This is a genomic window from Bacillus sp. FSL M7-1345 (assembly GCF_038006985.1).
Lineage (GTDB): Bacteria > Bacillota > Bacilli > Bacillales > Bacillaceae_G > Bacillus_A > Bacillus_A cereus_U.
The window spans coordinates 4,691,805-4,705,892 of record NZ_JBBOWG010000001.1 but is presented as its reverse complement, the minus strand read 5'-3'; the positions used below and the strand labels follow the sequence as shown (position 1 = coordinate 4,705,892).

The following is a 14,088-nucleotide window of genomic DNA, read 5'->3' as shown; positions in this document are numbered from 1 at the left end:
AGCATGACTGGAATTAAAATTGCTACAATCGGCGGTGGCTCTAGTTATACACCAGAGTTAATTGAAGGATTTATTAAACGTTATGACGAGCTTCCTGTTCGTGAAATTTGGTTAGTAGATATTGAGGCAGGAAAAGAAAAGTTAGAAATCGTTGGTAACTTAGCGAAACGTATGGTGAAAAAATCAGGTTTACCAATTGATATCCATTTAACACTTGATCGCCGTGAGGCATTAAAAGATGCTGACTTCGTAACAACACAGCTTCGCGTTGGTTTATTAGAAGCACGTGCAAAAGATGAAGCAATTCCATTAAAATATGATGTAATTGGTCAGGAAACGAACGGTCCTGGTGGTTTGTTCAAAGCGCTGAGAACGATTCCTGTTATTTTAGATATTTGTAAGGACATGGAGGAACTATGTCCAAATGCATGGCTTATTAACTTCGCAAATCCAGCAGGTATGGTAACGGAAGCTGTACTCCGCTACACGAATATCCAAAGAGTAGTTGGCTTATGTAACGTTCCAATTGGAATTCGCATGGGTCTTGCAAGATTACTTGAAGTAGATGCAAGCCGTGTCCATGTTGATTTCGCTGGTTTAAACCATATGGTATACGGATTAGATGTATACTTGGATGGCGTAAGCGTAATGGATCGTGTATTAGAACTTGTAACAGATCCAGAAAAGCAAATTACGATGGAAAACATCGCTGCGCTTAACTGGGAGCCAGATTTCATTCGTGGTCTTCGCGCTATTCCATGTCCATACCATCGTTACTACTATAAAACACGTGAAATGTTAGAAGAAGAGAAAGAAGCTTCGATTGAAAAAGGTACACGTGCAGAAGTAGTAAAACAATTAGAAAATGATTTATTCGAGTTATATAAAGACCCGAATTTAGATATTAAACCACCACAATTAGAAAAACGTGGCGGAGCTTATTATAGTGACGCAGCATGTAGCTTAATTACGTCTATTTATAATAATAAAGGTGATATCCAGCCTGTTAATACACGAAACAACGGAACAATTGCAAGCTTGCCACATGATTCGGCTGTTGAAGTGAACTGTATTATTACGAAAGAAGGTCCAAAACCAATTGCGGTAGGAGACTTACCGGTACCAGTTCGCGGTTTAGTACAGCAAATTAAATCATTTGAGCGCACAACAATTGAAGCTGCTATTACAGGGGATTATCATAAGGCGCTGCTTGCTATGACAATTAACCCACTTGTACCATCAGATAAAGTTGCAAAACAAATTTTAGATGAAATGTTGGAAGCACATAAAGAACATCTTCCACAATTTTTTAAGAAGATAGAGAAATAAAGCGGCGCTATTTAGCCCGCTTTTTTTTATTCTAGTAGGAGGTATTGCGATGATTAAGCTAATTGTAAATGCAGATGATTTCGGTCTTACAGAAGGTACGAATTACGGAATTATTGATGGACATAAAAACGGGCTTGTAAATTCAACAACGATGATGATGAATATGCCAGGGACAGAGCATGCCGTACGTTTGGCGAAAGAGTATAAAACGTTAGGAGTAGGAGTGCATCTCGTATTAACGGCAGGAGAACCGCTTCTTAAAGACGTTCCATCACTTGTGAGTAGCGATGGATTGTTTCATAAACAAAGTGTTGTATGGGAAGGCAATATAAATCCAGAAGAGGTTGAAAGAGAGTGGACGGCTCAAATTGAGAAATTTTTGTCTTACGGTTTAACACCAACTCATTTAGATAGTCATCATCACGTGCATGGATTACCGCTTTTACACGACGTTCTTGAGAGCTTAGCAAGTAAATATAATGTTCCAATTCGTCGTTGTGAAGAAGAGCGAGCGGTGCACCCATTTTCAGATGTGTTTTACAGTGATTTTTACGCTGACGGTGTGACGGAAGATTATTTTGTGAAGTTAAAGGAAAGAGTGCAGGACGAGCAAACGGTAGAAATTATGGTGCATCCAGCTTATATTGACCCAGAGCTTATGAAACGTTCTTCTTACGTAATGGATCGCGTGAAAGAGTTGCGTATTTTAACGGAGAGCGAATTGCCTGAGGGAATAGAGCTTGTGAAGTTTTAATAGGAAAACGACGGCTAAATGGGGCCGTCGTTTTTTGTGCTTACAAAATGGATAGAACATATCCACCGAAGGCTCCGAGTATAACGATAACCCAAGGTGGTGTTTTCCAAAAAGCGAGTAAGCAAAATAGAAGAGAAGCAAAAATGAAATCTACAGAATTCATAATTGTACTCGTCCAAATTGGATCATAAAAAGCTGCAAGTAAAATGCCGACAACGGTTGCGTTTACTCCAAGTAGTGCACCTTGTATGTAAGATACTCTCCTTACACTGTCCCAAAACGGTAAAACGCCAACAACGAGCAGGAAGGCAGGAAGAAAGATAGCGATCGTTGCAATAACTGCTCCGGCGGTTCCATTTAGCACTGCTCCTATATAAGAAGCGAATGTAAATAGTGGCCCTGGAACTGCTTGTGTTAATCCGTATCCAGCTAGAAATTGTTCTTTTGTCATCATCCCGTTTTGTACAAACTCACTTTCAAGAAGAGGAAGTACGACGTGCCCTCCTCCGAATACAAGTGCACCAGAGCGATAGAAGCTGTCAAATAAAGAGATGAAATAAGAGTACGGTCGTAACATTGGTAGCAGTATTAATAGCCCGAAGAATAAGATGAGACAAGACATGGCTACCATTTTTGAAATAGGTACGTTTATTTTATTTGCTTGGCTAACGGGTTGGTCGCGATATAAAAACCAGCCGATAAAGCCAGATACTATAATGAGAATGACTTGTGTCCAGCTACTTGGCCATAATAGGGCGATTGCGGCAGTTGCAATTGCGATTGTTGCACGGTTTCGGTCCGGTGTTAACTTTTGAGCCATTCCCCATATTGCATGAGCGACAATTGCGACCGCTACAAGTTTCAGTCCATGAATCCAGCCTGTACTTCCAAGTTCGAACTGGTTAAGGAAGGAAGCGAAGAAAACTAAAACGAGCACAGATGGTAGAGTGAATCCAATCCATGAAATAATTGCTCCTAATAATCCGCCGCGTAATAACCCAACTCCCATACCGACTTGGCTGCTAGCGGGGCCAGGAAGGAATTGACATAGCGCTACTAAGTCTCCGTAACTTCGTTCATCCATCCATTTTCTTTTTTGCACGTATTCGTGGTGGAAATAACCAAGATGGGCGACGGGACCACCAAATGAAGTAAGTCCTAATTTAAATGATACGAGGAAAATCTCTATTAATGATTGGAAAGAGTAGTTATTATTTTTCAAAATTTCCTCCTAGACTGTTTTTCTAAATGCATTATACAAGAGGGAGTAAAGCAAAAGAAACGATTTTAATGTAAAGATTGTGTGAATCTTTTCTTCGTAATTAAAATTTGAAAAAGTCATAAATGATTATGTCTAAACCATAAAGTAGTAGAAGTAGTGCTGGGAAATTTATATGAGGAGAATGCCCGTATGACAACACATTTCTTTGCTAGGTTAACAGGAAAGAGGGAAGTACCTCCTGTAAATACAGAAGCTTACGGTGTAACAGAGCTCATTTTTAGTGAAGATTTAAAGAAGTTGCAATATCGGGTCATATTAAAAAACATAAAAAAAATCACGTCATGCCAAATTCATTTAGGGAAAGCGAATCAAATTGGTCCAGTTGTTTTAAGCTTGTTTGGTCCATTAGAGCAAGGAATTAGTGTGAATGAAGGAGTCGTTACTGGTGTAGCTAAAGTGGAGGATTTTGAAGGGCCTTTACAGGGGAGAGCATTTGACAGCTTGTTTCAAGAGATAATGCAAGCAAATGTATATGTAAATGTTAATACGAAATCTAATAAAAAGGGAGAAATAAGGGGTAGAATGAGGGAAGTAAAGAAGTAAGCGAAAAGGCTGTCCAAAAAACATTTTGGAACAGCCTTTTCTAATTATAATGGGTGCCATGTTTATCAATTATTGTCGGTAAGTCGATAGCCTATGTCGAATCGCCGATATAATTTCACTTACTACGTATTAGGTACTACTCTAAAATATTGCCTAGTTTAATTTTTTACAGGTTGATTTTTGATGAAGAAGTCCATTATATAAAATACTTCGTCATCTGGTATTTGTATTTCAAATGTATTTTCGATAGGCTGCAGTGCTTTTTTCACTTTCATATACATCCAGTACTCATCTTGTCTTCGTTTCTCTTTATCAGGATGAGGGAGGAGACTTTCGCCTTTTTGAAGACGGTCAACCATGCAGCTCATATGCAAAATCACACCCATTAAACTGTCGGGAGTTAGCTGTAAAGAAATCAATTCCTGAATTGTATTTAATGCATAACGAATTGTTTTAATAAGTAATGCCCCATCGTTACGCTGCATTTGTTGTTCAAGAATATCAGCCATTTTCGCATATGTTTCTTCATACGTAATCAATTCTTGAATTGGTTGAATAGCTGTGTAGTTCACAATGTCTTGGAAATGATATGTTAAGCAAGGTACTTGCACATCGAAATTCGTGACGATACAAATGATATTACGCTCTTTTTTTATGTTCTCGATCATTTTCGTTAAATCTTTTTCATGAACGATGCTAATCGGAATAATTTCAATTAAGTCTTTATCAAAGCGTAAATAGTTCTCTAACATTTTTTGAATTGCTAAAGCACTTCCTTCGCCAGTTAAACAAGCTGTTAAAATCACGGATTTCATTGGCGATAGTGGCTTTTTCTTTTCTTCCTGTACGTTTAAATAGAACGGCGTTAAGTTCTTCACTGTTTCGTATAGTGCATCTAGTGAATAGCCAAGCTGAGCTTTTCGAGCTGCTTCTAGTGCGTGTGGTGTACTCGTCATTGAAAGAACACGGACAGGGATTTTGAATTCAGTTTCTAATATATCACCAATATAAGCGAGAGATCCCATATCAACAAGTAAGAGAAGCCCGTTTACATTTTGAAGTGTGTTCATATACACTTTAACACGCTCTAAGAAGTCTTTTGGTGATTCATGCAAGGGCATATCGATACCAGTTACTTCATCGATACCGAGAAGTTCGTTTGAAACGTTTGCCATTTCTGTTGCGATGCCATTACCGTGTGCTAATATTAATACTTTTACTTCTGTTTGTGAGGCAGGAATTGGATCAACAACGAAGAACATTGTTAAAAAGCCAGCTTCATCAATAGGCATTGTTATTTGTAATTCTTCTTCTAATAGCTGAATACATTGCATAGCTACGGAAAAAGCTTCTTTATATTTCGTACGAATTTGATTTAATTGTGGGTGGTGAATTTGTTTCCCGCCCTGCAAACGTTGTAGAGTTGTCTGTACATGTAAACTTAAAGCGAGAAACACTTTTTCATCGAAAGTTTTAGATAAATATTTTTCAGCTAGTTCCGCAATTTTTTCACATACGGAAACGATATTACGATCCACAATTTTAAAAACATTTTCATGACTTGTTTTTTTAGATATTTGGTTAAAGTATTGGACGAAAAAGCTTTGAATATCATTTTCTATTAATAATTCTAATTCTTCCTCTTCAATGCCTCGTGCTTGAAGTTCCTCATATTTATAATCAATATAATCGTAAATAGAAGAGCGACTTCCTTCGGGTTCTACTGTATGCTTACTCCAACCTTCATCACCTGTAAATACAAATGTTTCATTTGGTATTTGATATAGATGACGGCTCTTTCTTTCAATAAATAATCCTTCTTTCATATACCAAGGTAAATCTGTACTTGAAACACAGACAGAATCACGTTTTTTTGTTACGAAATCAGAATAAGCTTTCGCACAGGCAATTTGTACGTCCGTTTTCAATTGGCCGATGTTATTTGGACAATTGTAAAAGACGAAAGCGCGCATTGTATTTGGACTAACATGAATCTCTTTCCTTAGACGAATTGCTTCATTTGTGAAAAATAGCTGTAGTAAGGCAAACCGTTCTTTATGTGTTCGCTCACGAAGTGGTGGAAGCGTAACGGTCATCGGAATACGTCTTGTAAATGTTTTTAGTAAAAATGAATTTGGTTCTTCGGTTGTTGCAGTAATAATCAACACTCGTGCCTTACGTTCATTTTCTGTTTCTCCAAGGCGGCGGTATACCCCGCGGTCAATAAAGGTGAAAAGCATTTCTTGTCCCTCTGGAGGAAGGCGATGTACTTCATCTAAGAAAAGAATTCCTTCATGTGCTTTTTCAATTAATCCTTTTTGATCACTGGCACCTGTGTAAGCTCCTTTTTTTATCCCAAATAACTGTCCAAGTAGTAGTTGTGGATTGTTTGCATAATCAGCACAGTTAAAGACGATAAAAGGTGCATCTTTTGGAAGTTGTTCCACTTCAATTGCGTATTCGTGCATTAAAGAAGCGAACATCGATTTTCCGACACCTGTTTCTCCAAGTAGTAAAGTATGCATACCGTTTGGAGGATAGAGAATAGAAGCTTTTGCTTTTTCAATTGCAATTTTTAGGCTTGTATTTTCAATAGCAAATGTATCTAATGAAGTGCCCTTTGTTGAATGCGTTTCCAATGAAGTGTTCGTTTCTATATAAAAACGGACAGGGCGTGTACTCGTTTTTAATAAACGATTATCTTTCACAAGCTTGTTTAAATCGCTACTAACATTTGCACGGTCTAACTGTAGAAGTGTAGCGAGTTCTGATGCTGTTACACCTTCTGTATAATTCCCTTTTTGTATTGCGTTAAAAATGAGATCTATTCGTTTCATTTCTATTCACCTCGAAACTTCATCACTATTTAAAATTTTACACAAAAATGGGAAGTGTGGGAAGAGAAAAATAAAGTGAAACTTTAATCAGTGGGGTTTTTGTTCATCCCCACTGATTATTAGCCTTCACCAATCGGGCGTTTACGGGCAGTTGATCTCCCACCTAACTTCTTTGTTCCAACTGAATTTTGAGGTGGGAGTCTTACTGCCCGCAAATAGCGGGATAAAACAGCTTTAGTACATAGGCACTAAAGCTGTTACAATCTTGTGTCTTTCCAAAAATTCACTTCGAGATGGGAAGATGGATTGTAGGGAAGTAGCTTATATCCTTGTGATTGCAAATAATCAATTACTTTTGGGAGTATTTGCACTGTGACACTAGAATCATGCATTAAAATAACCTCTACTTGTTCATCGCTTTGATTTCGTACTCTTTCTAGTATTGCGGAAGGATTATCATAGCTTTTCCAGTCATATGTATCAATTGTCCAATCCCACATTTTATACTGGGCGGATACGAGTGCGTCGCGGTAATTCTTTTTTAAGTAAGGCATGCTACCGTATGGGACACGAACGAGATGTGTATTTAAATGTGTAACTTGCTGGACGATGTTTTGGGTTTGCTCCATTTCTGCAATTAAAACAGATGGATCGCCAGTATAAAGACGTTTTACATCATGTGACATACTATGGAGACCGATATAATGTCCATCTTTAATCAATCGCTCCATCGTTTTTTTATAATGTGGCACTTTTCCACCAATAACGAAGAAAGTTGCTTTTCCGTTCTTCGCTTTTAAAATATTTAAAATTTGTGGTGTGTATTTATTTGGTCCGTCATCAAATGTTAAGTACGCAATTTTTTTTGTAGGAGAGGTAGTTTGAGTGCTTTGGTAATCTTCTGCTTGAATGTCTGTAGTTGCTTTTGTATTAGATGATGCGTACATAGTAATAGTTAAAAATAAAATTATACATTGAAGTAATCGCTTGAGCATAACATTCACCCTCAGTTTGACAATCAAGATGTAAAAATGAAAATTTGATACTTTTTTCGTTACCTTCGATATACGTATATCTTTCTCCAATAGAGGCACTCTCAAACAATCTATATTTTGGAAATAGGAAATAAGGAATAAAAAACAAAAAATAGCACCCTCTTCCTTGGAAGAGGGTGCTATTTGAATATTTCATAATAGTAAAGGCTATACTACAATTAGTCTTCGCGTTTTTTCACTTTTTTATAGAAGGAAATAATTGGTTTGTAACGTTCGTGTACAAGACCGATTACTTCAGCAATGATTTCTGTAAAGAAGATTAAAATGAAAAGAAGAATAATGGATAACCATAATGTTGCACTACTGAAAATAATTGCATTTACACTAAAGAAAATACCCAATGCGTAAATAATTAGTACCGTTTTACGATGAGAGAATCCCATTGCAAGCAAACGGTGATGTAAATGCGATTTATCAGGTGCTGAAATAGGCTTTTTATTTACGATACGGCGGATGATTGCAAACGTCGTATCAAATATAGGTACACCTAAAATAATGATTGGAACGATAAAACTGAATAACGTTACGCTTTTGTATAATCCAAGTAACGATATAACAGAAATACAGTATCCTAAAAATAGTGCTCCTGTATCTCCCATGAAAATTTTTGCTGGATGGAAGTTGTAGAATAAAAATCCAATTGTACTTGCTAATGTAATCAGTGCTAGAGGTAATATAATAGCTGCTCCAGTACCCCATGGGCTAGTGAAGGCCATATATGCTAGCGTTGCAAGTACGATAGATGAAATCCCTGCGGATAATCCATCTAATCCATCAATTAAGTTGATGGCATTTGTAATACCTACAATCCAAAATACAGTAATTGGATAAGCAAGCCATCCGAGTTCAGTATCTCCGAGAATTGGAATATATAATACTTGCACTAATAATCCACTTTTTACAATCATGATGGCAACTAATAGTTGTCCACCGAATTTTACCTTCGCAGATAGTTCGTACATATCATCTAAAATCCCGATGATAACAATGATGATAGCACCTAAAGTTATCGATAACATTCTTTGTTCGTACAATCCACCGACAACAAATCCTACGGCTACACCGATGAAAATTGCTAACCCGCCAAGACGAGGCATAATTTTTTGGTGTACTTTACGCGCATTTGGCTTGTCTGTTGCTCCTATTTTGAAAGCTAATTTAATAACTAAAGGAGTAACGACGAGTACAGTGATGAAAGATGCCAAAATGGCATAAATCACTTGTGAGTCCATTAATACCCCACCCTTTATAGTTTAACGTAATTTTTCTAATTGTATTTATCTGAAAATTATGATGTTTATTTACAGGCTCATAACATATGGTATCACAAAAAGATTAGAATTCAATCTTTTTTTCTTTTGGCTGTAAAGGGGAGTGAATAGAATATATGACAATTGGATATGGAATGTTGTGTCCTTTGAGAAGGTTGATCTCATATTGTGGCTTGTAATGTGACATTGTACTTCCCTCTCATATAGCGATGACTTTTGTTTCAGTATTATAAGTGTTGCACGTAAAATTGAGTAAGTTCCGTGTTAAAATGTGGGAATTTACATTTTGTATATATTGCATCATTTAACTTTACAAAATCTTAAAAAAGAATAAAAAAACAATTCATATAATAAAGAAGTGAAAGAGTTTTCTCATTTTTAGTGTGAGAGGGGGAAGCACAGGGAGAATTCTGTGTATTCGTATATTTTCTTATGTATATTCCTGTGCGAAAGGAAAATGAAAATTACGATAATAGGTACCGGATATGTTGGATTGATTACGGGAGTAGGATTGGCGAGATTGGGACATTCAGTCACATGTTTCGATATAAATAGTGAAAAAATTGAACGGATTAAACAAGGCGAGTTACCTATTTATGAATGTGGATTAAGTGAATTAATAAATGAAGCATACGAGAATAATCATTTAACTTTTACAGCAAGTAAATCAACGGCATTTAATAATGTAGAGTTTATATTTATTGCAGTTGGAACGCCATCTTTATTAGATGGAACAGCAGATTTAACGTATATTCGTAGTGCTTGTGATGATATTGGAACATATGTGAATAACGATATTATTGTTGTTACGAAAAGTACGGTTCCTGTAGGGACAAATGATGTAATGAGAGAATGGATTGAGGAGAAACTACAAGGTAGACATGAATTATGTATTGTATCGAATCCAGAGTTTTTAAGAGAAGGTTCTGGTATTTATGATTTTTTTCATGGTGATCGTATCGTAATTGGAGCATGTAGTGAAGAAGCTGCAAGGAAAGTAGAGAATTTGTACAGCAAATTAAGCTTACAAACGTATATTACAGATATTCGAAGTGCTGAGATGATTAAATATGCATCTAATGCTTTTTTAGCTACGAAGATTAGCTTTATTAATGAAATTTCTAATATATGTGAGCAAGTGGGTGCGGATATATTAGATGTAGCTACAGGGATGGGGATGGATAAGAGAATTGGTGCATCTTTTTTAAATGCAGGCATCGGATATGGAGGATCTTGTTTTCCAAAAGATACGAAAGCACTGGTGCAAATTGCAGGGAATGTTTCTCATGATTTTCGCTTGTTGAAAGCAGTCATTGAAGTGAATAATAAACAACAGTTGTTGTTAGTTGAAAAAGCGAAGAAAATTATAGATATGAAGAAGAAGCAAATTGCGGTTCTTGGTGCAGCATTCAAACCGAATACTGACGATATTAGGGAAGCGCCATCTCTTATTATAATAGAAGAATTAATTAATATAGGTGCGGATGTGGTTTTATATGACCCGCAAGCTATTCAAAATGTAAGAAGTCTATTTGGAAATACGATACGATACGCTGAGTGTATAGATGAATCGATTAGAGAGGCACATGCAGTTTTTATCGTAACAGAATGGGAATCAATTCGAAATTATCCGCTAGAAAAGTATGCACAGCTTATGAGGGAACCTATTCTATTTGATGGGAGAAATTGTTATACTAATGAGGATGCCGAGGAGCATGGATTAAATTATTACTCAGTTGGGCGAAAAGACGTCTGTAATAGTAATGTTTCTCAGGCGCGTTAAAAAGTGTATTTTTACATGCATATTTTTATATGCGATAATAGAAGTTTTAACTAGTGAAAGAAAAGAGGCAATGAAATGACTGAACGCTTAAAAGTAATGACAATTTTCGGGACACGACCAGAAGCAATTAAAATGGCACCTCTTGTATTAGAGTTGCAAAAGCACCCAGAAAAGATTGAATCAATTGTGACTGTAACAGCACAACACCGTCAAATGTTAGATCAAGTATTAAATATCTTTGGAATTACGCCAGATTTCGATTTGAATATCATGAAAGATCGTCAAACGTTAATTGATATTACAACACGTGGTTTAGAAGGCTTAGATAAAGTAATGAAAGAAGCGAAGCCTGATATCGTACTTGTGCATGGTGATACAACGACGACATTTATTGCAAGCTTAGCTGCTTTCTATAATCAAATTCCAGTAGGACATGTTGAAGCAGGACTTCGTACATGGGATAAGTATTCTCCATATCCAGAAGAGATGAATCGCCAACTAACAGGTGTAATGGCGGATCTTCATTTCTCACCTACAACAAAATCAGCAACGAACTTACAAAAAGAAAATAAAGATGAGTCACGCATTTTCATAACAGGAAATACAGCGATCGATGCACTGAAGACAACTGTAAAAGAAACTTATAGCCATTCGGTGTTAGAGAAACTTGGAAATGATCGTCTTGTACTTATGACAGCACACCGTCGTGAAAATTTAGGAGAACCAATGCGCAATATGTTCCGTGCAATTAAGCGTCTTGTTGATAAGCACGAAGATGTACAAGTTGTATACCCTGTTCATATGAATCCTGTTGTTCGCGAAATAGCGAATGATATTTTAGGCGAGCATAGCCGCATTCATTTAATTGAGCCGCTAGATGTAATCGATTTCCATAACGTTGCAGCTCGTTCATACTTAATGTTAACTGATTCTGGTGGTGTACAAGAGGAAGCACCATCACTAGGTGTGCCAGTTCTTGTCCTTCGTGACACGACGGAACGCCCAGAAGGTATCGAAGCAGGTACGCTGAAATTAGCAGGAACAGATGAAGAGACAATCTTTGGTCTTGCTGATGAGTTGTTATCTGATAAAGAAGCTCATGATAAGATGACGAAAGCATCTAACCCTTACGGCGATGGTCGTGCATCAGAGCGTATTGTAGAAGCGATTTTACAACACTTCAACAAGTAGAGTGAAACTTTAATAAATGGGGTTTGTATCTTCCGTTTATTATTGGCCCACAACAATTGCGGGAAATAAAAAGAGCCAAATCGTATGTGATGCGATTTGGCTCTTTTTTATTGCTGATTTCTCATAATCCACTCTGCATGAGCATTTGTAGAAGGAGGGGGAGGAGGAGGTGTTTTGTTCTCGCTCGGTTCCTTCTTTGCTTTTGCGCTGGAGTTAGAATTTGAATCGGAATTTGTATTCTCATTTTTCGTAGTCTCTGTTGGGGCTTGTTCTTTTTCCCCTATTTCTTTTTCAATTTCCTTACGTACCGTCTCTACACTGATTGGATCTGGAAGGAAGTAATAAATACCACCTATTTTTTTGTCTTCTCCTTCAAGTTTTAACGTTTGTATGGTAGAAGGATCAAATCCAGATATTTTATTGTAAAGAGCAAGTCCGTCTGAAATAGGAATGTCGGTTTTTATATATTTTCCAACGACAGTCGTTAAATCTTTAATTTTAAATACAGTAGAGGCGGAATTTAATTTTTGAGCGACAGCGGCTAGTAATTGTCTTTGTCTAGCGGCCCGACCATAATCGCCGTTTGGATCCTGCTTTCGCATACGGACGTAAGCGAGTGCTTCTTCACCGTTTAAGTTTTGCTGTCCCTGCTTAAATTGGATTTTTTTGTAGTAATCCACGTCAGAACGTTCCCAGAAATCGAAAGGGACATCAACGGTAACACCGCCAACAGCATCAACGATACCTTTAAAGCCTTGGAAATCGATTTTAATATAATGGTCTACAGGAACTTTTAGAAAACCTTCGACAGTTTTGATTGCCATTTTTTCTCCACCGTAAGCATGCGCAGCGTTAATTTTGTCTTCTTTGTTCTTTCCAACGATTGGAACGCGAGTATCACGAGGAATACTCATAAGCGAAACCTTTTGAGTTTTCGGATTGACTGTCGCAAACATTAATGAGTCTGTACGACCATTTTGACCGTCTGTTGCATAATCCTCTATTCCCATAATGAGGATTGTAAATGGTTCCTTTGTAATTTTTACATCTTCGGTTCTTAAATCCGATTTTTCACGAGCAAATCCACTGTACATCCCCATGAGAGAAGTGTAGGAATTTAACATATAAAGTCCTACGCTACCAAATAAAAATGCGAAAATAAGAAAGAAGAAAAACTTTCTTCTACGTTTCTTTTTTATTCTGCTATTTTGGAGATGATTATAACGCTCTTCCATATATAATCTCCTTAGTTCATTTGTAGGGAATTAATTCACTACATTAATCTTTAAAGGCGATACGTTAGCTATTCTTAGATAAAGTCTTGTTCTAAGTACAACATATCTCCTTCTGTAATTGTACACTTCCCGTTTGTTAATTCAATCATCCAATCTGTGAATGGTTGTTTTTTGTCCTCTTCTACATACGTATCAAATGTGACATTTTCTAGATAATGTATATCTTTAATGGCATATTCTGAATTGCGTAATTCATTTTCAACTTTACCAAGCAAAGTGTAATCAATTTCTGTTTGCATAACGCGCATTAGTTTTCGTTCAACAACGCCTACATGGTTAAGACCTTCACTTGTACATTTTCCATATGCGCGAATTAATCCGCCAGCACCAAGTTTAATGCCGCCAAAATAGCGCGTAACGACGACGACAGTATCTTTTAGACCTCGTTTTTTTAATACCTCTAACATAGGTACACCAGCTGTGCCGCTCGGTTCACCGTCATCGTTCGCTTTTTGAATTTGATCTTGTTCGCCGATTAAATATGCGGAACAATTATGTGTTGCATTCCAATGCTGTTTTTTTATTTTTTGTATAAATGCTTGAGCTTCCTCTTCCGTTGTGGCGCGACTCACATAGCAAATGAATCTTGATTTTTGAATGATGATTTCGTGCTCACCGTAGCCTTTGATTGTTAAATATTGTAATAACAATGGTATACGCCCCTATCTTTCAAAATAACTAGTACTTTACATTTTAAAAGCGGTTGTTTTTATATTCAAACATTTTTTATAAATATGTTGAAATTTTT

At 36.9% G+C, this 14,088-nt stretch carries 11 protein-coding genes; 5 read left to right on the top strand and 6 right to left on the bottom strand.

Annotation, left to right across the window (positions count from 1 at the left end; translation table 11 throughout):
• Positions 1–3 precede the first annotated feature (3 nt).
• Together celF and chbG are read left to right on the top strand one after the other, a co-directional pair.
• Positions 4–1,329, top strand: coding sequence for a 6-phospho-beta-glucosidase (celF, locus tag MHB76_RS24710; RefSeq protein ID WP_078173371.1), 1,326 nt, complete (start codon positions 4–6; stop codon positions 1,327–1,329).
• A gap of 49 nt (positions 1,330–1,378) precedes the next feature.
• Complete coding sequence (gene chbG, locus MHB76_RS24705) at positions 1,379–2,083, top strand: chitin disaccharide deacetylase (protein ID WP_078173372.1); 705 nt, start codon at positions 1,379–1,381, stop codon at positions 2,081–2,083.
• 40 nt (positions 2,084–2,123) lie between these two features.
• On the opposite strand, the gene MHB76_RS24700 is transcribed toward chbG, so the two are convergent.
• Positions 2,124–3,305, bottom strand: a complete 1,182-nt coding sequence (locus MHB76_RS24700) for a chromate transporter (protein ID WP_078173373.1) — start codon at positions 3,303–3,305, stop codon at positions 2,124–2,126.
• Between the two features lie 189 nt (positions 3,306–3,494).
• On the opposite strand from MHB76_RS24700, the gene exsM reads away from it, so the two are divergent.
• A complete protein-coding gene (gene exsM / locus MHB76_RS24695; RefSeq protein ID WP_078173374.1) occupies positions 3,495–3,908 on the top strand; it encodes an exosporium regulatory protein ExsM in 414 nt (137 codons plus the stop codon).
• 158 nt (positions 3,909–4,066) lie between these two features.
• On the opposite strand, the gene MHB76_RS24690 is transcribed toward exsM, so the two are convergent.
• From MHB76_RS24690 to MHB76_RS24680, 3 genes are all read right to left on the bottom strand, one after another.
• Positions 4,067–6,745: a PRD domain-containing protein gene (locus MHB76_RS24690; protein WP_078173375.1), complete on the bottom strand. Its 2,679-nt coding sequence runs from the start codon at positions 6,743–6,745 to the stop codon at positions 4,067–4,069.
• A gap of 257 nt (positions 6,746–7,002) precedes the next feature.
• Complete coding sequence (locus tag MHB76_RS24685) at positions 7,003–7,740, bottom strand: polysaccharide deacetylase family protein (protein WP_078173376.1); 738 nt, start codon at positions 7,738–7,740, stop codon at positions 7,003–7,005.
• Between the two features lie 218 nt (positions 7,741–7,958).
• The gene (locus MHB76_RS24680; RefSeq protein WP_000378307.1) at positions 7,959–9,032 is read right to left on the bottom strand and encodes a glycosyltransferase family 4 protein; all 1,074 of its coding nucleotides are present in this window, start codon (positions 9,030–9,032) and stop codon (positions 7,959–7,961) included.
• A gap of 451 nt (positions 9,033–9,483) precedes the next feature.
• Between MHB76_RS24680 and MHB76_RS24675 the strand changes: the two genes are divergently transcribed.
• Both MHB76_RS24675 and wecB read left to right on the top strand, forming a co-directional pair.
• The gene (locus MHB76_RS24675) at positions 9,484–10,854 is read left to right on the top strand and encodes a UDP-glucose dehydrogenase family protein (RefSeq protein ID WP_078173377.1); all 1,371 of its coding nucleotides are present in this window, start codon (positions 9,484–9,486) and stop codon (positions 10,852–10,854) included.
• A gap of 75 nt (positions 10,855–10,929) precedes the next feature.
• Positions 10,930–12,045, top strand: coding sequence for a non-hydrolyzing UDP-N-acetylglucosamine 2-epimerase (gene wecB / locus MHB76_RS24670; protein WP_016106630.1), 1,116 nt, complete (start codon positions 10,930–10,932; stop codon positions 12,043–12,045).
• A gap of 107 nt (positions 12,046–12,152) precedes the next feature.
• Here the strand turns inward: wecB and MHB76_RS24665 are convergent, their stop codons facing one another.
• Positions 12,153–13,280: an LCP family protein gene (locus tag MHB76_RS24665; protein ID WP_078173378.1), complete on the bottom strand. Its 1,128-nt coding sequence runs from the start codon at positions 13,278–13,280 to the stop codon at positions 12,153–12,155.
• A 74-nt stretch (positions 13,281–13,354) separates the two neighbouring features.
• Positions 13,355–13,990, bottom strand: coding sequence for a YigZ family protein (locus MHB76_RS24660; protein WP_340987923.1), 636 nt, complete (start codon positions 13,988–13,990; stop codon positions 13,355–13,357).
• Positions 13,991–14,088 lie beyond the last annotated feature (98 nt).

Bases quoted from the DNA above. Each gene is read 5' to 3' on its own strand.
- celF (WP_078173371.1), top strand. From the start codon at position 4: ATGACTGGAATTAAAATTGCTACAATCGGCGGTGGCTCTAGTTATACA.
- chbG (WP_078173372.1), top strand. From the start codon at position 1,379: ATGATTAAGCTAATTGTAAATGCAGATGATTTCGGTCTTACAGAAGGT.
- exsM (WP_078173374.1), top strand. From the start codon at position 3,495: ATGACAACACATTTCTTTGCTAGGTTAACAGGAAAGAGGGAAGTACCT.
- MHB76_RS24690 (WP_078173375.1), bottom strand. From the start codon at position 6,745: ATGAAACGAATAGATCTCATTTTTAACGCAATACAAAAAGGGAATTAT.
- MHB76_RS24685 (WP_078173376.1), bottom strand. From the start codon at position 7,740: ATGCTCAAGCGATTACTTCAATGTATAATTTTATTTTTAACTATTACT.
- MHB76_RS24680 (WP_000378307.1), bottom strand. From the start codon at position 9,032: ATGGACTCACAAGTGATTTATGCCATTTTGGCATCTTTCATCACTGTA.
- wecB (WP_016106630.1), top strand. From the start codon at position 10,930: ATGACTGAACGCTTAAAAGTAATGACAATTTTCGGGACACGACCAGAA.
- MHB76_RS24665 (WP_078173378.1), bottom strand. From the start codon at position 13,280: ATGGAAGAGCGTTATAATCATCTCCAAAATAGCAGAATAAAAAAGAAA.